The sequence below is a fragment of the Actinomadura sp. NTSP31 genome (genome assembly GCF_041951385.1).
Taxonomy (GTDB): domain Bacteria; phylum Actinomycetota; class Actinomycetes; order Streptosporangiales; family Streptosporangiaceae; genus Spirillospora; species Spirillospora napierensis.
Map to the genome: position 1 here is coordinate 31,712 of NZ_JBGNUT010000033.1, position 19,925 is coordinate 51,636.

General features: G+C 73.8%; 20 protein-coding genes. 7 read left to right on the forward strand and 13 right to left on the reverse strand.

Annotation, left to right across the window (positions count from 1 at the left end; genetic code table 11):
- Window positions 1-22 precede the first annotated feature (22 nt).
- On the reverse strand, window positions 23-631 hold the full coding sequence (locus ACA514_RS39145; protein WP_375046353.1) for a hypothetical protein: 609 nt from the start codon (window positions 629-631) through the stop codon (window positions 23-25).
- Window positions 632-745: 114 nt separating this feature from the next.
- A complete protein-coding gene (locus tag ACA514_RS39150) occupies window positions 746-1,312 on the reverse strand; it encodes a TetR family transcriptional regulator (RefSeq protein ID WP_375046354.1) in 567 nt (188 codons plus the stop codon).
- Window positions 1,313-1,408: 96 nt separating this feature from the next.
- On the opposite strand from ACA514_RS39150, the gene ACA514_RS39155 reads away from it, so the two are divergent.
- Window positions 1,409-2,515 (forward strand): hypothetical protein, encoded by a 1,107-nt coding sequence (locus ACA514_RS39155; RefSeq protein WP_375046355.1) that lies wholly within the window; start codon window positions 1,409-1,411, stop codon window positions 2,513-2,515.
- 55 nt (window positions 2,516-2,570) lie between these two features.
- On the opposite strand, the gene thrS is transcribed toward ACA514_RS39155, so the two are convergent.
- The 4 genes from thrS to ACA514_RS39175 form a co-directional block, all read right to left on the reverse strand.
- Window positions 2,571-4,556: a threonine--tRNA ligase gene (gene thrS, locus ACA514_RS39160; protein ID WP_375046356.1), complete on the reverse strand. Its 1,986-nt coding sequence runs from the start codon at window positions 4,554-4,556 to the stop codon at window positions 2,571-2,573.
- A gap of 301 nt (window positions 4,557-4,857) precedes the next feature.
- Window positions 4,858-6,327 carry a sugar porter family MFS transporter gene (locus tag ACA514_RS39165; RefSeq protein ID WP_375046357.1) on the reverse strand — a complete coding sequence of 490 codons (1,470 nt, stop codon included), beginning with the start codon at window positions 6,325-6,327 and terminating at the stop codon, window positions 4,858-4,860.
- Between the two features lie 180 nt (window positions 6,328-6,507).
- A complete protein-coding gene (locus ACA514_RS39170) occupies window positions 6,508-7,023 on the reverse strand; it encodes a cysteine dioxygenase family protein (RefSeq protein WP_375046358.1) in 516 nt (171 codons plus the stop codon).
- Between the two features lie 75 nt (window positions 7,024-7,098).
- Window positions 7,099-7,185 (reverse strand): putative leader peptide, encoded by an 87-nt coding sequence (locus ACA514_RS39175; protein WP_375046440.1) that lies wholly within the window; start codon window positions 7,183-7,185, stop codon window positions 7,099-7,101.
- 156 nt (window positions 7,186-7,341) lie between these two features.
- Between ACA514_RS39175 and ACA514_RS39180 the strand changes: the two genes are divergently transcribed.
- Window positions 7,342-8,589: a sensor histidine kinase gene (locus ACA514_RS39180; protein ID WP_375046359.1), complete on the forward strand. Its 1,248-nt coding sequence runs from the start codon at window positions 7,342-7,344 to the stop codon at window positions 8,587-8,589.
- A 22-nt stretch (window positions 8,590-8,611) separates the two neighbouring features.
- Window positions 8,612-9,289 (forward strand): response regulator, encoded by a 678-nt coding sequence (locus ACA514_RS39185; RefSeq protein WP_375046360.1) that lies wholly within the window; start codon window positions 8,612-8,614, stop codon window positions 9,287-9,289.
- A gap of 4 nt (window positions 9,290-9,293) precedes the next feature.
- Here the strand turns inward: ACA514_RS39185 and ACA514_RS39190 are convergent, their stop codons facing one another.
- Both ACA514_RS39190 and ACA514_RS39195 read right to left on the reverse strand, forming a co-directional pair.
- Window positions 9,294-10,250, reverse strand: a complete 957-nt coding sequence (locus ACA514_RS39190; protein WP_375046361.1) for a zinc-binding alcohol dehydrogenase family protein — start codon at window positions 10,248-10,250, stop codon at window positions 9,294-9,296.
- 35 nt (window positions 10,251-10,285) lie between these two features.
- A complete protein-coding gene (locus tag ACA514_RS39195; protein ID WP_375046362.1) occupies window positions 10,286-11,032 on the reverse strand; it encodes an SDR family oxidoreductase in 747 nt (248 codons plus the stop codon).
- Window positions 11,033-11,078: 46 nt separating this feature from the next.
- Between ACA514_RS39195 and ACA514_RS39200 the strand changes: the two genes are divergently transcribed.
- Both ACA514_RS39200 and ACA514_RS39205 read left to right on the forward strand, forming a co-directional pair.
- On the forward strand, window positions 11,079-12,302 hold the full coding sequence (locus ACA514_RS39200; RefSeq protein ID WP_375046363.1) for an acyl-CoA dehydrogenase family protein: 1,224 nt from the start codon (window positions 11,079-11,081) through the stop codon (window positions 12,300-12,302).
- On the forward strand, window positions 12,299-12,979 hold the full coding sequence (locus tag ACA514_RS39205; protein ID WP_375046364.1) for a TetR/AcrR family transcriptional regulator: 681 nt from the start codon (window positions 12,299-12,301) through the stop codon (window positions 12,977-12,979). Before ACA514_RS39200 ends, ACA514_RS39205 begins: the two co-directional genes overlap by 4 nt.
- Before the next feature lie 41 nt (window positions 12,980-13,020).
- On the opposite strand, the gene ACA514_RS39210 is transcribed toward ACA514_RS39205, so the two are convergent.
- Complete coding sequence (locus ACA514_RS39210; RefSeq protein WP_375046365.1) at window positions 13,021-14,058, reverse strand: ROK family transcriptional regulator; 1,038 nt, start codon at window positions 14,056-14,058, stop codon at window positions 13,021-13,023.
- Window positions 14,059-14,131: 73 nt separating this feature from the next.
- On the opposite strand from ACA514_RS39210, the gene ACA514_RS39215 reads away from it, so the two are divergent.
- On the forward strand, window positions 14,132-15,319 hold the full coding sequence (locus ACA514_RS39215; protein WP_375046366.1) for an MFS transporter: 1,188 nt from the start codon (window positions 14,132-14,134) through the stop codon (window positions 15,317-15,319).
- Here the strand turns inward: ACA514_RS39215 and ACA514_RS39220 are convergent.
- A complete protein-coding gene (locus ACA514_RS39220; protein WP_375046367.1) occupies window positions 15,308-16,123 on the reverse strand; it encodes a helix-turn-helix transcriptional regulator in 816 nt (271 codons plus the stop codon). The genes ACA514_RS39215 and ACA514_RS39220 overlap by 12 nt on opposite strands.
- A 116-nt stretch (window positions 16,124-16,239) precedes the next feature.
- Here ACA514_RS39220 and ACA514_RS39225 point away from each other — a divergent pair, with 116 nt between their 5' ends.
- Complete coding sequence (locus ACA514_RS39225; protein ID WP_375046368.1) at window positions 16,240-17,136, forward strand: SDR family NAD(P)-dependent oxidoreductase; 897 nt, start codon at window positions 16,240-16,242, stop codon at window positions 17,134-17,136.
- 9 nt (window positions 17,137-17,145) lie between these two features.
- On the opposite strand, the gene ACA514_RS39230 is transcribed toward ACA514_RS39225, so the two are convergent.
- The 3 genes from ACA514_RS39230 to ACA514_RS39240 all read right to left on the reverse strand — a co-directional run bounded on the left by ACA514_RS39230 (window position 17,146) and on the right by ACA514_RS39240 (window position 19,917).
- A complete protein-coding gene (locus tag ACA514_RS39230) occupies window positions 17,146-17,349 on the reverse strand; it encodes a cold-shock protein (RefSeq protein ID WP_285920686.1) in 204 nt (67 codons plus the stop codon).
- A gap of 238 nt (window positions 17,350-17,587) precedes the next feature.
- Window positions 17,588-18,865 carry a kynureninase gene (gene kynU / locus ACA514_RS39235; RefSeq protein WP_375046369.1) on the reverse strand — a complete coding sequence of 426 codons (1,278 nt, stop codon included), beginning with the start codon at window positions 18,863-18,865 and terminating at the stop codon, window positions 17,588-17,590.
- A complete protein-coding gene (locus ACA514_RS39240; RefSeq protein ID WP_375046370.1) occupies window positions 18,862-19,917 on the reverse strand; it encodes an amidohydrolase family protein in 1,056 nt (351 codons plus the stop codon). The genes kynU and ACA514_RS39240 overlap by 4 nt, the downstream gene beginning before the upstream one ends.
- Between the last annotated feature and the right edge of the window lie 8 nt (window positions 19,918-19,925).

Consider the following 19,925-nt stretch of genomic DNA (forward strand, 5'->3'; position numbering starts at 1 on the left):
GCGTACCAAGCGGTATCCGACGTCAGGCGGGCCGCGCGTAGCAGTTCTGCATGGCCACCCCGACCGACACGGTCGTCACCTTCACCTTCTGGACGAGCCCGGCGGAGACGTTCTTGAACCGGAAGGTGTGCGGCTTCCCCCCCGACACGCTGCTCTGCCGGGTCTGCATGGCGTGCCCCTTGACCGACATCTCGACGCGGACGAGCCCGCTGGCGGAGACGGTGATGGTCACGTCGACGTTCCCGCCCGAGGCGCGGTAGAAGGCCGTCCCCTGCGGGCACCAGTCGGTGCCGGATGTGCCGTTCTGGTCGGGGATCTGCATGCCGCCGCCCTGGCCGCCCCCGGTGTAGGGGCTGCCCCCGCTGCCCTGCGGCACGGGATTGGTCGGCGTCACGGGCTGCCCGGACGGGCCCGGGACGACGCCCTGGCCCACCGTCGGCGACGTGCCGGCGCCCGCCGTCCCGGTGGCGCCCGCGGCGCCGGTGCCGCCCCCGTGCCCGTCGAGCAGCGGGACGAGCAGCACCACGAGAGCGGCCGCCACGAGCAGCGCGGCGCCCCCGTAGCCGGCGACCCGGCCCCAGATCGGGCGCGCCGGCCGCGGCCCCCGCCGCCGCGGCCTCGTGGACTTCATCTCGGCCCTCTCCCCGGTCCCTGGAACGTGACCGTTGAGGCTACCAACTCCGCGGATCCCCCATGTCCCTCATGCCCGGGTCCGCCGTGGCCCGGCCGGGGCCGGTCGCCCCGCTCACCCCAGCAGCCGCCGGGTCAGCTCCGCCAGGCTCCGCGCCACCTCGCCCGGCCCGTGCAGCGGCGCGACGACATGGCTGACGGTGACCCGCATCAGCGTCTCGACGAGCAGGTCCTTGACCTCGGCGGGGACGGCCGGCCACGTCGCGTCGGCGTAGCCGCGGAACGCCGCGACCACGTGCGCGACGATCGGGTCGCGGCCGCGGGTGGCCAGCGCGAGCAGGTCGTCGTCGCGGGACCGCCCGGCGCCGAGGACGTGCTTCAGCAGCGGCCGCCGCTCCGCCTCCGCGAGCGTGAACAGCACGGCCGCCTCCACCGCCGCGGGGATGTCGTCGGCGCACCGCTCCATCCGTTCCTGCACGCCGCCGAGGAACGCGTCGACCTCCCGCTCGACGAGCGCGCGGCCGAGCCCGACCTTCGACCCGAACTCGTTGTAGGCCGTCTGCCGGCTGACCCCGGCGGCCCGCGCCACCTGGGCGAGGCGCAGGGCGTCCCAGTCCCCGTTCGCCACCATCGCGGAGGTGGCGTCGAGCATCCGGTCCCGGGGACCGCCGCGTGGACACATCCCGCGATTGTGCCCAGTGCCGATCACGTCCCGCACGGAGAACTTGTCACGCTCCGGACAAGAGAGTGACCGCCGCGTTGTCACATATTGCGTGATGTGAAGTTCACGAAGAGGAGAGCCGCCCGCGCCCTGCCGGCCGGACTCGCCGCGGCCGCGATGACCGCCGCGCTCGCCGCCGCCCCCGCGCACGCCGACACCGCCTGGACGGGCCGCAACACGCCCTTCACCCTCGGCACCAGCGGCCTGACCGCCGTCACCGCGGCCGGGCCCGGCGCGATCTGGGCCGGCGGCTACCAGTGGCAGAGCTCCTACGTGCCCCCGTTCTGCGGGGAGTTCGGGCAGTGCGCCCCGCGCTCCTATCAGAACCCCGTCCTGCAGAGCGGTGACGGCGCGTCCTGGTCCTGGATCGGCACGCCCGGCATGACGGGAAGCGGGCAGATCACCGCGCTCGACGCCGTCTCCGGGACCGACGTGTGGGCCGCGGGCCCCCGCGACCGCTCCGACGGGGTGAGCTGCGGCACGCCCTACCTCGCGCACCTGAACGCCGGCGCCTGGAACGAGGTCTCCGCGCCACCTCTCACCTGCTTCTTCGCGCTCGACGCCGACGGGGCGGGCGCCTGGGCCGCCGGGTACGCCGACCGCGCGCACGGCGGCTCGGCCGTCTACCGCTGGTCCGGCGCCTGGACGCCGGAGGACACCGGCGCGATGGACGTCCGCGCCATCAGGCAGCGGGCACCGGACGACGTCTGGGCCGTGGGCGCGGAGGCCGCCCCCTACGGGGAGGGGCGATTCTACGCGGCCCGCTTCGACGGCTCGACGTGGCACAACATGACGCCCCCTCAGCTCGCGGGGCAGTCCGGACGGATCACGGGTGTCCTTCCCCTCGGGACCGGCAACGTCTGGGCCGTGGGCGATGGCGGCGCCCACCACTGGGACGGGTCGGCCTGGCAGAGCCCGCCGGCGCCCGACGGCGTCCGGTTCACCGGGCCCGTCGCGGACGACGGCGCGGGCGGCGTCTGGGCGGCCGGGGCACGACGGAACGCTCCGGAGGGCTCGGTCCTGCTGCACTACACCGACGGCGCCTGGCGGACCGAACTCGAGACGACCGCGATCGTCAGGGGCCTCACGCGCGTCCCGGGCACCCGCACGATGTGGGCGGTCGGCGCCCTGGCGGGCAAGCCCTACGTGATCTCCACGGACTGACGGGCCCCCGCGTCCGCGCCCGCGCGGGGGCGGGCGCGGACGCGGGCGGCGCCGTTCAGATCTGGACGCGGGCCTCCACGGCCTTCACGATCTCCTCGACTGCCTCGTCGATCGGCACGCCGTTCTTCTGCTCCCCGTTGCGGTACCGGAACGACACCGCGCCCTTCGCGACGTCCTCGTCGCCGGCGAGCAGCATGTAGGGGATCTTCTGCTTCTGCGCGTTGCGGATCTTCTTCTGCATCCGGTCGGAGGAGGAGTCGACCTCCACCCGGATCCCGCGCTCGCGCAGCCGGGCCGCGACCTGGTCCAGGTGCGCGACGTGCGCGTCGCCGATCGGGATGCCGACCGCCTGGACGGGCGACAGCCACGGCGGCATGGCGCCCGCGTAGTGCTCCAGCAGCACGCCGAAGAACCGCTCGATCGACCCGAACAGCGCCCGGTGGATCATGACGGGCTGCTTGCGGGTGCCGTCGGCCGCCTGGTACTCCAGCTCGAACCGCTTGGGCTGGTTGAAGTCGACCTGGATGGTGGACAGCTGCCAGGTGCGGCCGATCGCGTCCCTGGCCTGGACGGAGATCTTCGGCCCGTAGAAGGCCGCGCCGCCCGGGTCGGGCACGAGGTCGAGCCCGGAGTCGCCGGCTGCCTCCTCCAGCGCCGCGGTCGCCTCGGCCCAGTCCTCGGCGGAGCCGATGAACTTCTCCGAGTCGTCCCGGGTGGACAGCTCCAGGTAGAACTCGTTGAGGCCGTAGTCGCGCAGCAGGTCGAGCACGAAGGTGAGCAGGTTCTTCAGCTCGCCGACCATCTGCTCGCGGGTGCAGTAGATGTGCGCGTCGTCCTGGGTCATGCCGCGGACGCGGGTGAGGCCGTGCACCACGCCGGACTTCTCGTACCGGTACACCGACCCGAACTCGAACAGCCGCAGCGGCAGCTCCCGGTAGGACCGCCCGCGCGCCCGGAAGATCAGGTTGTGCATCGGGCAGTTCATCGGCTTGAGGTAGTAGTCCCCGCCGTCCACCTCCATGGGCGGGAACATGTCGTCCTTGTACCAGCCGAGGTGGCCGGAGATCTCGAACAGGTTGCCCTTGGTGATGTGCGGGGTGTTGACGAACTCGTACCCGGCGGCCTCGTGCCGGCGGCGCGAGTAGTCCTCCATGACGCGGCGGACGACGCCGCCCTTCGGGTGGAAGACGGCGAGGCCGCTGCCGATCTCGTTGGGGAAGGAGAACAGGTCGAGCTCGGCGCCGAGGCGGCGGTGGTCGCGCTTCTCGGCCTCCTCCAGGAACTTCAGGTACTCGTCCTGCTTCTCGCGGGACTCCCACGCGGTGCCGTAGATGCGCTGGAGCTGCGGGTTCTTCTCACTGCCGCGCCAGTACGCGCCGCCCGAGCGCATCAGCTTGAACGCCGGGATGACCCGGGTGGACGGCAGGTGCGGGCCGCGGCACAGGTCCTTCCAGCGCAGCTCGCCGGACTTGGCGTCGAGGTTGTCGTAGATGGTCAGCTCGGCGCCGCCCACCTCCACGTTCGCGCCGTCCGCCGCGTCCTCGACGGGGCCGGAGCCCTTGAGGCCGATGAGCTCCAGCTTGTAGGGCTCGGCGGCCAGCTCGGCGCGGGCGTCGTCGTCGGAGACGGGGCGGCGGGAGAACCGCTGGCCCTGCTTGACGATCTCGCGCATCCGCTTCTCGACGCGCTTGAGGTCGTCGGGGGTGAACGGCTCGGCGACGTCGAAGTCGTAGTAGAAGCCGTTCTCGACCGGGGGGCCGATGCCGAGCTTGGCCTCGGGGAACAGCTCCTGCACGGCCTGCGCCATGACGTGCGCGGCGGAGTGCCGCATGATGGCCCGGCCGTCGTCGGAGCCGATCTCGACGGGCTCGACGGCGTCGCCGTCGTGCAGCTCGCCGGCCAGGTCGCGCAGCTCGCCGTTGACCCGGGCGGCGATCACGGTGCGGCCGTCGGCGTCCAGTGCCTGCCCCGCGGTGGTGCCCGCCGGCACCGCCCGCTCGCTCCCGTCGAGGGTGATGCGCAGCTCAGACACGGTGGACACGGGTACTCCTCGTGATGGTGGTTGGGGATCAACGGGTTCCGATGCTATCGACTCGGGGTCTCCCCCGGACGCATCCGCCTCCATCGGCCGCTCCTGTCCTCTTCCGGGAGGACCCGGCCGCGACCCCGCAGAGCGCGAAGGCCCCGGGATCGCTCCCGGGGCCCTCACAGCGTGCGATGTCAGTGCATGCGGCCGTGGCGCCGGGTGCGACCCGGCGTCGTCGTCTCGAACACGAGCGATACGGCCTGCATGCGTTCATGGTAACCGACGGCCGCCTCCCCCGGCACGGCGGTTCCCGCGCTCATGCGCGGGCCGTCCGCCGCGGTCCTTCGAGCCGGTCCATGTCCTCCAGCTCGCGTCCCTTCGTCTCCGGGACGGCGCGGATCACGAAGACGAAGGCCAGCACGGAGAACGCGGTGTACAGGCCGTAGGCCAGGCTGAGCGAGAAGCCGGAGATGCCGGGGAAGGTCGTCGTGACCACCCAGTTGGCGAGCCACTGCGCGGCGGCGGCGACGGCCAGCGCCGACGCCCGGATGAAGTTGTTGAACATCTCGCCGAGCATCACCCACACGACCGGGCCCCACGTCGCGGCGAACGCGGCGACGAAGACGTTCGCGGCGACGAGCGCGATCGGCCCGGCGGCGCCGCTCAGCTCCGGCTTGCCGTCCACCACGTGGGCGGTCGCGAAGCAGGCCGTCAGCGTCCCGAGCGACAGCGCCATGCCCGCCGCGCCGCCGAGCAGCAGCGGGCGCCGCCCGACCCGGTCGACCAGCGCGATCGCGACCAGCGTGAACGCCACGTTGACCACCGAGTTGATCACGGAGGTGAGCATCGCGTTGCTCTCGGAGAAGCCGACCGCCTGCCACAGCGACGACGAGTAGTAGAAGATCACGTTGATGCCGACGAACTGCTGGAAGACCGACAGCAGGATGCCGACCCACACGATCGGCAGCAGGCCGAGCCGCGAGCCGCGCAGGTCGCGCAGGTGCACCGCGCGGTCCTCGGCGATCGACCGGCCGATGTCCTTGATCTTGCCGTCGACGTCGCCGCGGCCCATGACCCGGGCGAGCACCCGCCGCGCGTCGGTCATCTTGTGCTTCTTCACCAGGTAGCGCGGCGACTCGGGGATGGTCGTGGCGATCACGCCCCAGAACACCGCGGGCACGGCCGCGCTGGCGAACATCCACCGCCAGGCGCCGCCGCCCCAGGGGAAGGTCCCGGTCGCGCCGCCCTCGGAGACCTGGGAGATCACGTAGTCGACGACCAGCGCGGCGAAGATGCCGAGGACGATCGCCATCTGCTGCAGCGAGCCGAGCCGGCCGCGCAGCTCGGCGGGCGCGATCTCGGCGATGTAGGCGGGCGCGATGACCGACGCGGCGCCGATCGCCAGGCCGCCGACCAGCCGCCACGCGGTGAGGTCGACGGCGCTGAAGGCGAACGCCGAGCCGAGCGAGCTGATGACGAACAGCGCGGACGCGGCCAGCATCACCTTCACCCGGCCGATCCGGTCGCCGATCGGGCCGGCGAACCACGCGCCCACCGCGCAGCCGAGCAGCGCCGCCGACACCACGAAGCCGACGACGAAGCCGCTCAGGTGGAAGGTGTCCTTGAGCGCGTCGACCGTCCCGTTGATGACCGAGGAGTCGTAACCGAACAGGAAGCCGCCGAGCGCGGCGGCGCCCGCCAGGAGAGCGGCGGTCGCGGCGGAATGCGAGGGGCCGTCGTGGTGCTCGTCCGCCGCCGTCTTCGGTTCGCTTCCCGGTGTGCTCATGAGGCCGGATCTTCCCCGCAGAAAGGACCTTATGCGGCTGCGTTGCCCGGGCCTCACCCTCCGATGGCGGTTCCGAGACCGTGCGCTGGGACGGAGCCGAACCTCCGGCCGCCGGGAGGATCACCCCCCGGCGGCCCGCGTCACCAGCCGGCGGCCCGCGTCACCAGCCGGCGGCCCGTGTCACCAGTCGTCGGCCGACTCCGCGGCGAGCCGGACGAGTTCGCCGCCGGTGTCCACGTCGTAGCGGCGCATGGTCGACAGCGGCGGCGAGTACACGTGCACGCTCACCGCGGGCGCGTCCGAGGTGTTGCGGACGTCGTGGACGTAGTCGGGCCCGAACGAGCGGACCTGCCCGGAGCCGACCTCGCGCCGGGCGCGCACGCGGTGCTCCTCCAGCGTGCCGAGGGCGACCGCGAAGGCGCCGGCGGAGCCGCCGTGGTCGTGGAAGCCGGTGGACTGGCCGGGCAGCCAGCTGATCAGCCAGATCTCGTGGTCGGCGTCCTGGTGGATCCGCTCGTACCAGCGGCCCTGCGGGTCGAGCCGGACGCGGTGGATCCATTCCTCCGGGTTCGCCGCGAGCGCGCGGGCCCGCTCGGCGAGCCGCGGCGGCGCGAACGGCGCGCCCGTGTCCTTCGAACCCTCCGCGGCGGACGCGCCGGGCTCGGGCGCGCCGAATTCGGTCGTGGCCGTGGTCATGTCCTCGTTCTCCTCAGCTGTGCGGTCGGACGTTCCGGAGCGGCTCCCCCGCCGGCGGGTCCCGGCGGGTCGGCGTCAGCGGGTCGTCCGGCGACACAGCGCGCTGGCCTGGCGGCGCAGATCGACGTGCAGCCGCTCGTGCAGCGAGATGGAGATCGTCACGCCCAATAGGGTGGACCACAATCCCTATAAAGTCAATCGGGAAAGCATGGAAGCGCCGTCCGCCCGCTGGGCAGGGGTGATACCAGCGGGGGCGGCCGGATCTCCCTCCCCGGAGGCAGGCGGACACGGCGCGGGGCGCTCTAGGCTCGCAACGAGATGAACGAACCACACCGCTCCGACACCGGCGGCCGGCCGAGGCTGCTCGCCGGCGTCTCCTCGGCCCTCCTCCCGGGCCGCGACGACCCGGCCGTCACCCTGCTGCCGCGCCGGCTGCTGCTGCGCGTGCCCATCCTGGGCCTCCTGCTCGCCCTGACGATCGGGTTCACCGCCGGGTCCATCGCGATCTCCATCGACCAGTACCACGTGGACGCGGGCGCGGCCTGGCCGCTCGGCGTGCTGATGGCGACCCCGCTGGTCTTCGCGGCCCGCTGGCCGCTGGCCTCCTGGCGCATCGCCGCCATCGGGCTGCTGATCACCGTGTTCGTCCGGCACGGCACCGGGTTCATGCCCTGGCCGGTGACCGCGATCCTGGCGCTGGTGGTCGTGCTGTTCTTCACCGGGGTCGGCTGCGACCGGGAGGTGACGCTCGGCGTCGGCGCGGTCACGATCGTGGGGGTGCTGCTGCCCGCCGTGCTGCTCGGCATGCCGGGCTGGTTCGGCATGATCCTCGCCGGGATCACCGCGGTCGTGCTGACCTTCGGCGACGCGGTCGGCGGCCGCCGGTCCGCGGAGGCGCAGCTGCGCCTGCGCGAGGAGCAGCACCGGCAGGACCTGGCCCGCCAGGCGGTGCTGGAGGAGCGCGCCCGCATCGCCCGCGAGCTGCACGACGTCGTCGCGCACCACATGTCGGTGATCGCGATGCAGGCCGAGGCCGCGCCGTTCAAGATCCCCGACCTGCCGGACTCCGCCCGGGAGACGTTCGGGGTGGTGCGGGACGCGGCCCGCGAGGCGCTCACCGAGACCCGCCGCGTGGTGGGGCTGCTGCGCTCGGACGACGAGGGCGCCGAGCGCGCCCCGAGCCCGGGCCTGGACCGGCTCGACGAGCTGGCCGCGGCGGCCCGCAACTCCGGGCTGTCGGTCGCCACGGTGGTCGTCGGGATGCCGCGCCCGCTGGACGCCGGGGTGGACCTGTCGGCCTACCGGATCGTCCAGGAGTCGCTCAGCAACGCCGCCCGGTACGCGCCGGGATCCAGCGTCCACGTGGAGATCAAGTACGGCCGGGAGGCGCTCGCGGTGACCGTCGCCGACGACGGGGCGCGCCGCGCCCCGGACGCCTCGGAGGGCGGCGGGCACGGCCTGGTCGGCATGCGCGAGCGCGTCACCATGCTCGGCGGCGAGCTGGCGGCGGGGCCGCGCGACCCGGCCGGCTGGGCCGTCGCGGCCGAGCTGCCGTACGGGACCTGATCATTCGCCGTAGGGTGGCGTCGTGACGATTCGGGTGCTGATCGCCGACGACCAGGTGATGATCCGCGACGGGCTCGCGGCGCTGCTGTCCTCCGACCCGCAGATCGAGGTGATCGGGCAGGCGGGGAACGGGCGGGAGGCCGTGGACATGGCCCGCGCGCTGGATCCGGACGTCGTGGTGATGGACATCAGGATGCCGGAGATGGACGGCCTCGCCGCGACCGCCGAGCTGATCGGCGAGCCCGCCCGGGCCGACGGCGATCCGGCGGACGTGCGGCCGAAGATCCTGATGCTCACCACGTTCGACCTGGACGAGTACGTCTACGAGGCGCTCGGCGCGGGGGCCAGCGGGTTCCTGCTGAAGGACGCCTCGGCGGCCGACCTGGTGGCCGGGGTGCGGGTGGTGGCGGCGGGGGACGCGCTGCTCGCGCCGTCGATCACCCGGCGGCTGATCGGCGACTTCGCGCGCCGGCGCCGCCACCAGCGGCCGAGCCCGGCGGCGACGGCGGGGCTCACCCCGCGCGAGATGGACGTGCTGCGGCTCATCGCGCGCGGGCTGTCCAACGCCGAGATCGCCGCCGAGCTGGTGCTGGCCGAGCAGACGGTCAAGACGCACGTCGGGCACGTGCTGACCAAGCTGGCGCTGCGCGACCGCACCCAGGCCGTGGTGTTCGCCTACGAGAACGGCCTGGTGGGCTGAGGGCTCAGCGGGCCGGGTCCAGGACGAGCTTGCCGGTGGTGCGGCGGGCGCGCAGGTCCTCGTGGGCGCGGCGGACCTCGGTGAGGCCGTACTCGCCGCCGCCGACGACGCGCAGCCGGCCGTCCGCGGCCAGGACGAACAGCTCGTCCAGCGCGGCGCGCATCACGTCGCCGGGCAGCTGGAACACGTGCGGCAGCCACATGCCCGCGATCGTGGTGGAGTGCGACATCAGCGAGGCGGGCCGGACCGGCGACGGCTCCTTGCGGGAGGCCATGCCGTAGAACGCGAGCCGGCCGAACGGCGCGAGCGCCTTCAGGCTCTGGTCGGTGACGGTCCCGCCGGTCATCTCCAGGACGGCGTCGACGCGGCGGCCGCCGTTGGCCTCGATGAGCGCGTCCTTGAGGTCGGGCTCGTTGGCGTCGATCGCCGCGTCGGCGCCGAGTTCGAGGGCGAGGGCGCGCTTGTCCTCGGAGGAGGCGGTGGCGATGACGCGTCCGGCGCCCCAGGCCTTGGCGAGCTGGACGGCGAGGGTGCCGACGCCGCCGGCGGCGGCGTGCACGACGACCGACTCCCCCGGCGCCAGGTGCACGCTGCGGCGCAGCAGCACCCACGCCGACGCGCCCTGGACGATCATCCCGAGCGCGGTGACGTCGTCGATCGCGTCCGGGACCTCCCAGGCCAGCGGCTCCGGCGCGACGGCCTTCTCGGCGTACCCGCCGGTGCCGACGAGCGCGACGACGCGGCGCCCGTCCGGCGTGGTGCCGACGACCTCGCCGCCCGGCACCATCGGCAGCGTCGACTCCGACAGGTAGCTGTTCTCGGCCTGGTGGGTGTCGGCGTAGTTGACGCCGGCGCGGGAGACGTCGACGAGCAGATGCCCGGGCCCGGCGACCGGGTCGGGCAGCTCGGCGACGTTCAGCACCTCGGGGCCGCCGAACTCGGTGATCTGGATCGCGCGCATGACTCTCCTGTTCGGGTGCTGGTTCGAAGAACGGATCAGCGCGGGCCGGGGACGCCGCGGAACCTGAAGGGCTCGGACGGGCGGCCCGGCACCACGTACCACGCCTCGCCGGCGCCGTCGGCCTCGAGGATCCGCATGAAGGCCTCGACCACGTCGCTCACCTCCAGGACCGGGAACCCGCTCTCCTGGAGCTGCCCCTTCATCTCGCCGAGAATCGCGGTGTCGGCGAACGACGGGCACAGCGCGTTGACCCGGATCCCCTCGGGCTCGTAGGTCGGGCCGAGGGCGCGGACGAGGCCGACGACGGCGGCCTTGTTCGCGCCGTAGACGGGGTCGAAGGGCGTCGCGGTGAGCGCGGCCATGCTGGCCGTCGCGATGATGTTCCCGCCGCCGCGGCCGCGGAGCGCGGGCAGCGCGGCGTGCACCCCGTAGACGACGCCGTCGAGGTTGATGCCCATCGCGCGGCGGTAGACGGCGGGGTCGAAGGTCTCGTCCAGCCGCCCGCCTCCGGCGATGCCGGCGTTGAGGAACGCCACGTCCAGGCCGCCGAAGCGCTCGACGGCGGTGGCGACGGCGGCCTCGCTGTCGGCGGGCTCGCGGACGTCGCACCGGACGAACGCGCCGTCCAGCTCCTTGGCGAGCGCGGCGCCGGCCTCGGCGTCGACGTCGGCGAGCACGACCCGGGCGCCGGCGCGGGCCAGCCGGCGGGCGACGGCGGCGCCGATGCCGTTGGATCCACCGGTGATCAGCGCGACCTTGCCGGTTCCGTCGAAGGCTGCCATCGGGACTCCCCTCCCAAGTAACTGACTCGTCAGTTACTCTAGCGGAATGGACTTCGGTTTGAGCGAGCGGGCCCAGGAGCACCTCGGCCGCCTCCAGGACTTCATGGACTCCCACGTCTACCCGGCGGAACCGGTCTACGCGGCGCAGCGGGCGGAGCTGCGCGCGCAGGGCCGCGAGCACCACGTCCCGCGGATCGTCGAGGACCTCAAGGTGGAGGCGCGCAAGCGCGGCCTCTGGAACCTGTTCCTTCCCGACAGCGAGGACCCCGCACACGGCCTGAGCGTCACCGACTACGCCTCGCTCGCCGAGATCACGGGCCGCTCCCCCAGCCTCGCGCCGGAGGCGACGAACTGCGCGGCCCCCGACACCGGCAACATGGAGGTCCTGCACCTGTTCGGCACGCCCGAGCAGAAGGAGCGGTGGCTGAGGCCGCTGCTCGACGGCGAGATCCGCAGCGCGTTCGCGATGACGGAGCCGGAGGTGGCGAGCTCGGACGCCACCAACATCTCCACCCGGATCGAGCGCGACGGCGACCACTACGTGGTCAACGGCCGCAAGTGGTGGATCAGCGGCACCGCCGACCCGCGCTGCAAGATCATGATCGTGATGGGCAAGACCGACCCGGAGGGCCACCCCTACCGGCAGCAGTCGATGGTGCTGGTGCCGCTGGACGCGCCCGGGGTCGAGGTCGTCCGGCCGCTGCCCGTGTTCGGCTACCAGGACCAGCACGGCCACTGCGAGATCACCTTCACCGACGTCCGGGTGCCGGTGGAGAACCTCGTCGGCGAGGAGGGCGGCGGCTTCGCGATCGCGCAGGCGCGGCTCGGGCCCGGCCGCATCCACCACTGTATGCGCGCGATCGGGATGGCCGAGCGGGCGCTGGAGCTGATGTGCGAGCGCGCGGCGTCCCGCGTGGCGTTCGGCGGCCCGCTCGCCAAGCAGGGCGTGGTGCGCCAGCAGATCGCCGAGTCGCGGATGGCGATCGAGCAGGCCCGGCTGCTCACCCTCAAGACCGCGTGGCTGATCGACAAGCAGGGCGTGCAGGCCGCGCGGTCCGAGGTCGCGGCGATCAAGGTGATCGCGCCGCGGGTGGCGCTGGACGTCGTCGACAAGGCGATCCAGGTGCACGGCGGCGCCGGCGTCAGCGACGACACCCCGCTCGCCGCGATGTGGGCGGGCCTGCGCACCCTGCGCCTCGCCGACGGGCCGGACGAGGTCCACGTCCGCTCCGTGGCGCGCGCCGAGCTGGGCAAGTACCTCGGCACATGACCGACGGCACGGGGGACGCGGGACCGCCCGCGGCGGGGCCGGGCGTGCGGCGCCGGATGCCGTACGCCCGGCGGCGCGAGCAGCTGCTCCAGGTGGCGCTGGAGGAGTTCGGCCGGCGCGGCTACCACCTGACGCAGATGGAGCACGTCGCCGCGGCGGCGCAGGTGTCCAAGGCGCTGCTGTACCAGCACTTCGTGTCCAAGGAGGAGCTGTTCGCCGAGGTGACGGAGGCGATCGTCACCGAGCTGACCGGGCGGCTGAACCAGGCGGTGCCCGCCGCGCACGGCACGGCGGGCGGCATCCGGGCGATGATCCGGGTGCTGTTCGACTACGCGACCGAGGAGCCCGACGCGTGGGCGCTGGTGGTCCGGCACCTCGACAAGCCGGAGGTCGGGCTGGAGCTGCGGGAGCTGCGCGAGCGGCTCGGCACCGCGTTCGCCGACCTGCTGCTGCGCCGCCGCCGCGCCGACCCGAAGCTGTCGCGCGCCGCCCTCGAGGTGAACGAGCGGCGGGCGCGGCTGCTCGTCCCGCTGATGTACGGGTCGATGCTGTCGATGGTGTCGTGGTGGCTGGAGCATCCCGACACGCCGCGCGAGCGGGCCGAGCAGATGGCGCTGGAGTTCATCTGGCTGGGCCTGGACCGGCTGCGCACGGGCGAGCGGCTGCCCCGCGGCTGACGGCTCCGCTCCCGTGAGACGACCGGGGACGCGGGCGGCGGTCAGCCCGCGGCGACCGGCCGGCCGAAGACGTCGTCGCGGGCGAGGTCGAGCGCGGTGAGGACGGCGCCGCGCAGCACCGCGTCGCCGTCGTACGCGGCCGGCCGCACCGCGGTGGCGGCGGGGCTCAGGACGGCCAGCCGGGCGCCGACCAGGCCGGCGAGGCGGTCGCCGCCGCGGCGGCCGAGCACGCCGCCGAGCACGACCAGGCCCGGGTCCAGCACCGCGACCAGGGCGAACGCGCCCTCGGCGACGCGGTCGGCGAACGTCTCGGCGTCCAGGTCCCCGGCGGACGCCAGATCGACCAGGTCACAGAACCCGGCGCCGCCGAACCGGAGCATCCCGACCTCGCCCGCGCCGCCGGACGCGCCGCGCCGCAGCCGCCCGTCGAGCACGATCGCGGCGCCGACGCCGTCGTCCAGCCACAGCAGCGCGAAGTCGTCGTGGCCCGCGGCGGCGCCGTCGCGGTGTTCGGCGATGGCGGCCAGGTTGACCTCGTTCTCCACGACGACGCGCGCGGTGGTCCGGTCCCGCAGGGCCGGGAGCAGGTCGGGGCGCCAGCCGGGCATGTCGCCGTCGGTCACCAGGCCGGTGCCCGGATGGATCAGGCCGGGGGTGCCGACCACGACGGCGTGCAGGTCGATGCCGCCCGCGGTGTCGGCGACCGCCTCGCCGATCAGGGCCGGCAGGTCCGGGGCGGCCGGCAGCGGGCGGGAGGACGCCCCGGCCGGGTTCCCGGCGAGGTCGGCGACCGCGACGTGCACGGCGTCGCGGCGCAGGTCGACCCCGGCGACGTGGGCGCGGCCGGCGACCAGGCCGTAGAGCCGGGCGTTCGGGCCGCGCCGGTCGGCGCCGGCCTCCCCGGTGACCTCGATCAGCCCGTCCGCGCGCAGCCGCTCGACCAGGTCGGACACCGTCGGCCGGGACAGCCCGGTCAGCGCGCGCAGCTGCGGCGCGGTGAGCGGGCCCCGTTCGAGCAGCAGGTCCAGGGCGAGCCGGTCGTTGATCGCGCGGGCCATCGTCGGGTCGGCGGTCTTCACGGGAGCCATATTAGTCAGGGAGGCTGCCCGATCCGCTTTTCATCAGGAAGCCTGCCTGTTAGTTTCTGTGACCATGAGCCGTCCCCATCGCGCCATCGCCGCGGTCTTCGCCGTCCACGGCGCCGTCGCGGGCACCCTCGCGACCCGCATCCCCTGGATCCAGGACCACCTCCACCTCGGCGCCACGCTCCTCGGGCTCGCCCTCCTGTGCCCCTCCATCGGCGCGTTCGCCACGATGCCGACCGCGAGCCGGATCGCGCACCGCATCGGGGAGCGCACCGCCACCCGCGCCCTGATCGCCTTCTGGGCCGCGGCCCTGGCGCTGCCCGCGCTGTCGCCCGCGCCCGGCTTCCTGTTCGCCGCCATGCTGGTCTACGGGATGGCCGCCGGGATGTCGGACGTGGTGATGAACGGCCACGCGGTGTCGGTGGAACGGCACCTGAAGCGGCCGATCATGTCGGGTCTGCACGGGCTGTGGGCCGTCGGGAGCCTCGCCGCGGGTGGTGTCGGCATCCTCGCCGCGCACGCCGGGGTGGACGCCCGCGTGCACCTTGGCGTGGTCGCATTGCTCCTGCTCGCCGCGGGCGCCGCGGCGGGCCGCGGCCTGCTCCCCGACCGGGCCGACGCGGACGCCCCGGCGCCGCGCCGGTTCGCGCTGCCGAACCGGGCGATCGCGGCGATCGGCGTCGTCGGGTTCTGCGCGACGTTCGCCGAGGGCGCGAGCGCCGACTGGTCGGCGGTCTACCTCACCAAGGTCGCGGACGCGGGCCCGGGACTGGCCGCCGCCAGCTACACGGTCTTCATGGCGTGCATGGCGGCGACCCGGCTCGCCGGCGACCGGCTCGTCCGCCGGTTCGGTCCCGCGATGGTCGTGCGTTGCGGCGGGGGCGTCGCCGTGCTCGGCGGCGTCCTGGTGGTGGCGGCGCGCAGCGCGGTGCCGGGCATCGCCGGTTTCGCGCTGCTCGGCACCGGCGTCGCGACCGTCGTCCCGCTGGTGTTCGCGGCGGCCGGCAATGCCGGGAACACCCCGGGCGAGGGCGTGGCGGGCGTCGCCACGATCACCTACCTGTCCGGGCTGACGGCGCCGGCGGTGACGGGCTGGGCGGCGGGCGCGCTGTCCTACCCGGCCGCGTTCGCGCTCATCACCTGCATCGTCGCGCCGACGCTGCTGTTCGCCGGCGCGCTGCGCCCGCGTCCCGCCCCGGTCGCGGCGCCCGCCGGACCGCCGGTCGAGCCCCCCGTCCGGGAGCTACGCCCCTGAGAGACGGGCGAGGATCGCCGCCGTGGCCGACCCGGGCGGCGCGTAGTGCACGAGGACGCTCTGATCCGGATCGTTCTCGACATTGATCTTCATGTAGCGGAGCGTGATCTCCCCGAAGGCCGGGTGGCGGAACACCCGCTCGGACGGCGTGAACGGGGTGATCTCGTGGGACGCCCAGAACGCGCGGAAATCGGGGCTGGTGGCGGCCAGCCGCGCCACGAGCCGCTGGAAGCGGGGGTTTCCGGCCTGCCGCCCGGACTCGTTGCGCAGCAGCGCGGTCAGCCAGCGGGCCTCGGCCTCCCACTCGGCGAACCGCTCGCGCATCCAGGCGTTGTGGAACATCAGCCAGACGACGTTGAGGTCGTCGCCCGCGGGCCGTTCGGGCATGGTGCGCAGCAGCGCCTCCACCGGCGCGTTCCAGGCGACGAGGTCGAAGCAGCGGGTCACCACGTGGGCGAGGTTCGGTTCGACCATGGCGAGCAGGTCGCGCACCTCGCGCGTCACCGCGGCCGGCTCCGGCGGCTCGGCGGCGGGCTCCCCCGCCAGTTCCAGCAGGTGCCGGTGCTCGGCCTCGCCGAGCAGCAGCGCGCGGGCCAGGCTGTCGAGGACCTGCCGCGACACCCCGTTGACGCGGCCCTGCTCCAGCCAGGTGTACCAGGTGAGGCTGACGCCGGCCGCCGTCGCGACCTCCTCGCGGCGCAGCCCCGGCGTCCGGCGCCGCGGGCCGGGGACGATGCCCGCCTCCTGCGGCCGCAGCCGAGCGCGGCGGGACCGCAGGAAGTCGCCGAGTTCCTTGCGCCGCACGTCGGCGGTCGGGGAGGGCAGGACCGGTCACCTCGCTTCGCGCATGCCTGTCAGTGGCGTTAATAGCGTTAACTCTAATCTTGTCCGGCCGGGCCGGGGGGCGCAGCATCGGCGGCATGAGCACTCGAACCGTACTGATCACGGGCGCGGCCGGCGGGGTCGGCTCCGCGGCCGTCCGCAGGCTGACCGAACTGGGCTGGGAGGTGTACGCCGGGGTGCGGCGGCCGTCCGACGCCGGCCGGGTCCCCGGCGGGGCGCATCCCCTCGTCGTCGACCTGATCGACGAGGAGACGGTCGACGCCGCCGCCAAGGAGATCGCCGCGCGCACCGGCGGGCGCCTGGACGCGCTGGTCAACAACGCCGGCGTCATCGTCGAGGGCCCCGTGGAACTGGTGCCGCTGGAGGACTGGCGCCGGCAGTTCGACGTCAACGTGGTCGGCCAGATCGCGATGACCCAGGCGGTGCTGCCGATGCTGCGCGCCGCGAAGGGCCGGATCGTCAACATCGGCGCCGTGAGTTCGAGGATGAGCGGCCCCGCGTTCGGGCCGATCGCCGCGTCCAAGGCGGCGCTGGCGTCGGTCACCGAGGCGCTGCGGGTGGAGATGCGGCCGCTCGGCGTCGAGGTGTGCGTGATCGAGCCCGGCCTGCTGGACACCGATATCTTCGGCAAGTCCGGCGCCTCGCGGCGCGTGACCGGATGGCGCGGCGACGCCGACGCTCAGCGCCTCTACGAAGGGGTCAGTACGAAGATGGGCGAGTTCAACGCCCGGGCGAAGCCGGGACCGGTCGACTCGGCCGTGAAGACGATCGTCAGGGCGCTGACCGAGCGCCGCCCGAAGTCGCGCTATCTGGTCGGCCGGGACGCCCGGATGATGGCGGCGCTCGCGAAGCTCCCCGACCGCGCCCGTGACCGGCTGCTCCTGCGGGCCGTCGGCATCGACGCCGCGACCTACGGCGGGCAGGCATGCGAAAGGCCGGGGACGGCGGACGTCCCCGGCCGATTCACGCGTTGAACGCCGGCCTTACAGCGGGTAGACACCCTCGGCCTGCGGGCCCTTCTGGCCCTGGGTGATCTCGAAGCCGACGCGCTGGTTCTCGTCCAGGCTCCGGTAGCCGTTGGAGGTGATCGCCGAGTAGTGGACGAACACGTCCGGGCCGCCGCCGTCGGGGGCGATGAACCCGAAGCCCTTTTCGGCGTTGAACCACTTCACGGTGCCTTCGGCCATGATGTTCTCCTCTGGGTGAACGGAATCACCAGCCGCCGGACGGCGGCCGGGCTGCAAGCGGACTCATCTCACGTCCGCCCGGATTCACCCGGAGCTGCAACGGAGAACGCCCTCGTCTTGAACTTCTGCGGGCGTTTCATAAAGCAAACGTTCGAGACTGCTTGGCCGCCGCACCTGGCCGGTCGCGGCGACAGCAACGAACCTACCCCATGCGGGCCCGGAGGGAACCCCGACACACCTAAGTCAGATCATCGAGCGCGACGGCCGCGCGGTGGCAGTCGTGGAACGTGCAGTACAGCGGCACGGGGGCGAACCGCACGACGTCCGGCTCGCGTGCGTCGGCGACCACACCGTGGGTCTCGGCGAGCCGCCGCACCAGTCCCCCGGCGCCCTCCGCGCCCGCCACCCGCAGCGACAGCTGGCTGCCGCGCGCCGCCGGGTCGTCCGGAGTGATCACCTGGACGCCGCGCAGCGGGGCGAGCCGGGCCGCGAGGTAGCCGGTGAGCCGCTCGCTGCGGGCGCGCAGCGCCGCCATCCCGACCCGGTCGAAGATCTCCAGGGAGGCCAGCACCGGCGCCAGCGCGAGGATCGGCGGGTTGGACAGCTGCCAGGCGTCGGCGGAGGCGGGCGGCGCGATGTCGGGCTCCATCCGGAACCGGACGGACGGCTCGGTGCCCCACCAGCCCGACAGCTTCGGCACCGACGGGTCGGCGACGTGCCGTTCGTGGACGAAGCAGCCCGCGACCGCGCCCGGCCCGCTATTGAGGTATTTGTAGGTGCACCAGGCGGCGAAGTCGACGTCCCAGTCGTGCAGCCGCAGCGGGACGTTCCCGGCGGCGTGCGCGAGGTCCCAGCCGACGACGGCGCCGGCGGCGCGGCCCGCCTTGGTGATCGCGGGCATGTCCATGAGCTGGCCGGTCAGGTAGTTGACGCCGCCCAGCATCAGCAGCGCGACCGTGCCGCCCTCGCGTTCGAGGAACGCCAGGACGTCCTCGGTGCGCAGGTTGTCCTCGCCCGGGCGCGGCGCCAGCCGGACGACCGCGTCCGCGGGGTCGAGCCCGTGGTGGATCGCCTGGCTGGCGACCGCGTAGGAGTCGGACGGGAACGCCGAGTCCTCGATGACGATGCGGGTGCGGTCTCCGGACGGCCGGTAGAAGCTCGCCATCATCAGGTGCAGGTTGACCGTCAGCGAGTTCATCGCGACGACCTCGTGCGGCAGCGCGCCGACGAGGCGGGCGGCGGGCTCGCGGAGCAGTTCGTGGTAGTCGACCCACGGGCGGCGCGCCTGCGTGTGGCCCTCGACGGCGAGCCGCGCCCAGTCGTCGAGCTCCTCGCGCAGGCGGCCCGCGACGGCCTTCGGCTGGAGGCCGAGGGAGTTGCCGGCGAAGTAGGCGGCCTCGGGATACGTCCCGCCGGGCGCGGGCGGGATCAGGAACTCCCCGCGCAGCGTGGGCAGCGGGTCGGTCTCGTCCAGCCGCAGCGCCTCGCGCTCCAGGGCCTCCCGTTCCGCGCTCACGACGCGCTCCCCGCGACCGCCGTGCCGGCCGTGCCGGCCGTGCCGGCGACAGGGACCGTAGCGGGCGCGAAGAACGCCTGCGCGTTGCCGCCGAGCAGCTTGGCGCAGTCGGCGTCGTCCAGGCCGGGACACGCTCGTATGGTCGCGCCCGGTTCCTGCTCTCCGAGCGGGAACGGGTAGTCGGTGCCGAGCATGACGCGGTCGGCGCCCATCACCTCCACCAGCAGCCGGAGCGCGCGCGGGTCGAACACGGCGGAGTCGACGAAGAACCGGTCGGTGTACTCCGACGGCGGGCGCGGCGAGTCGGCGCGGACGATGTCGCGCCGGTGCCAGGCGTTGTCGGCGCGTCCGAGCGTGAAGGCGAGGCTGCCGCCGCCGTGGCAGAAGCACAGCCGCAGCGACGCGGGGATCCGCTCGAACGCGCCGGACAGCATCAGCCCGAGGATGCTCAGCTGCGTCTCGGCGGGCATGCCCGACAGCCACGGCAGCATGTGCCCCCGCATCCGGTCGGCGCCGAGCATGTCCCACGGGTGCGCGAGCACGGGCAGGCCGATCCGCGCGCAGTGCGCGAGGAACGCGGTGATGCCGGGGTCGTCCAGGTTCCGGTCTCCGACGTGGTTGCCGATGTGCACGCCGCGGTGCCCGGCCGCCGCCGCGCGCGTCGCGACCTCGCAGGCCAGCGCCGGGTCCTGCAAGGGGACCTGGCAGAGCGGCAGCAGCCGGTCCGGCGCGTCCGCGCAGAATGCGAGGATGCGGTCGTTGACCAGGTCGCACCAGTCGGCGGCGCGGGACGGCTCGGCCTCGTACCCGAACATCAGCGGGGTGGACGAGACGGCCTGGACGTCGACTCCGGCGGCGTCCATGTCGGCCACCCGCCGCGCGGGGTCCCACAGCCCCTCCTCGACCGGCCGGTACTCCCGGTCGCCGCTCATCATCATGCCGGTGCCGTCGCCGTGGACGCGCAGCCACGGCTCACCGCCGTCGGCGAGGATCCGGCCCTCGGCACGGCCGAGCCGGGGGAAGACATGGGCGTGGACGTCGATGACTGTCACTGGAGCTC

Bases quoted from the DNA above. Each gene is read 5' to 3' on its own strand.
- ACA514_RS39200 (WP_375046363.1), top strand. From the start codon at position 11,079: ATGGACTTCGGTTTGAGCGAGCGGGCCCAGGAGCACCTCGGCCGCCTC.
- ACA514_RS39205 (WP_375046364.1), top strand. From the start codon at position 12,299: ATGACCGACGGCACGGGGGACGCGGGACCGCCCGCGGCGGGGCCGGGC.
- ACA514_RS39215 (WP_375046366.1), top strand. From the start codon at position 14,132: ATGAGCCGTCCCCATCGCGCCATCGCCGCGGTCTTCGCCGTCCACGGC.
- ACA514_RS39195 (WP_375046362.1), bottom strand. From the start codon at position 11,032: ATGGCAGCCTTCGACGGAACCGGCAAGGTCGCGCTGATCACCGGTGGA.
- ACA514_RS39170 (WP_375046358.1), bottom strand. From the start codon at position 7,023: ATGACCACGGCCACGACCGAATTCGGCGCGCCCGAGCCCGGCGCGTCC.
- ACA514_RS39150 (WP_375046354.1), bottom strand. From the start codon at position 1,312: ATGTGTCCACGCGGCGGTCCCCGGGACCGGATGCTCGACGCCACCTCC.
- ACA514_RS39180 (WP_375046359.1), top strand. From the start codon at position 7,342: ATGAACGAACCACACCGCTCCGACACCGGCGGCCGGCCGAGGCTGCTC.
- ACA514_RS39190 (WP_375046361.1), bottom strand. From the start codon at position 10,250: ATGCGCGCGATCCAGATCACCGAGTTCGGCGGCCCCGAGGTGCTGAAC.
- ACA514_RS39225 (WP_375046368.1), top strand. From the start codon at position 16,240: ATGAGCACTCGAACCGTACTGATCACGGGCGCGGCCGGCGGGGTCGGC.
- ACA514_RS39145 (WP_375046353.1), bottom strand. From the start codon at position 631: ATGAAGTCCACGAGGCCGCGGCGGCGGGGGCCGCGGCCGGCGCGCCCG.
- ACA514_RS39230 (WP_285920686.1), bottom strand. From the start codon at position 17,349: ATGGCCGAAGGCACCGTGAAGTGGTTCAACGCCGAAAAGGGCTTCGGG.
- ACA514_RS39165 (WP_375046357.1), bottom strand. From the start codon at position 6,327: ATGAGCACACCGGGAAGCGAACCGAAGACGGCGGCGGACGAGCACCAC.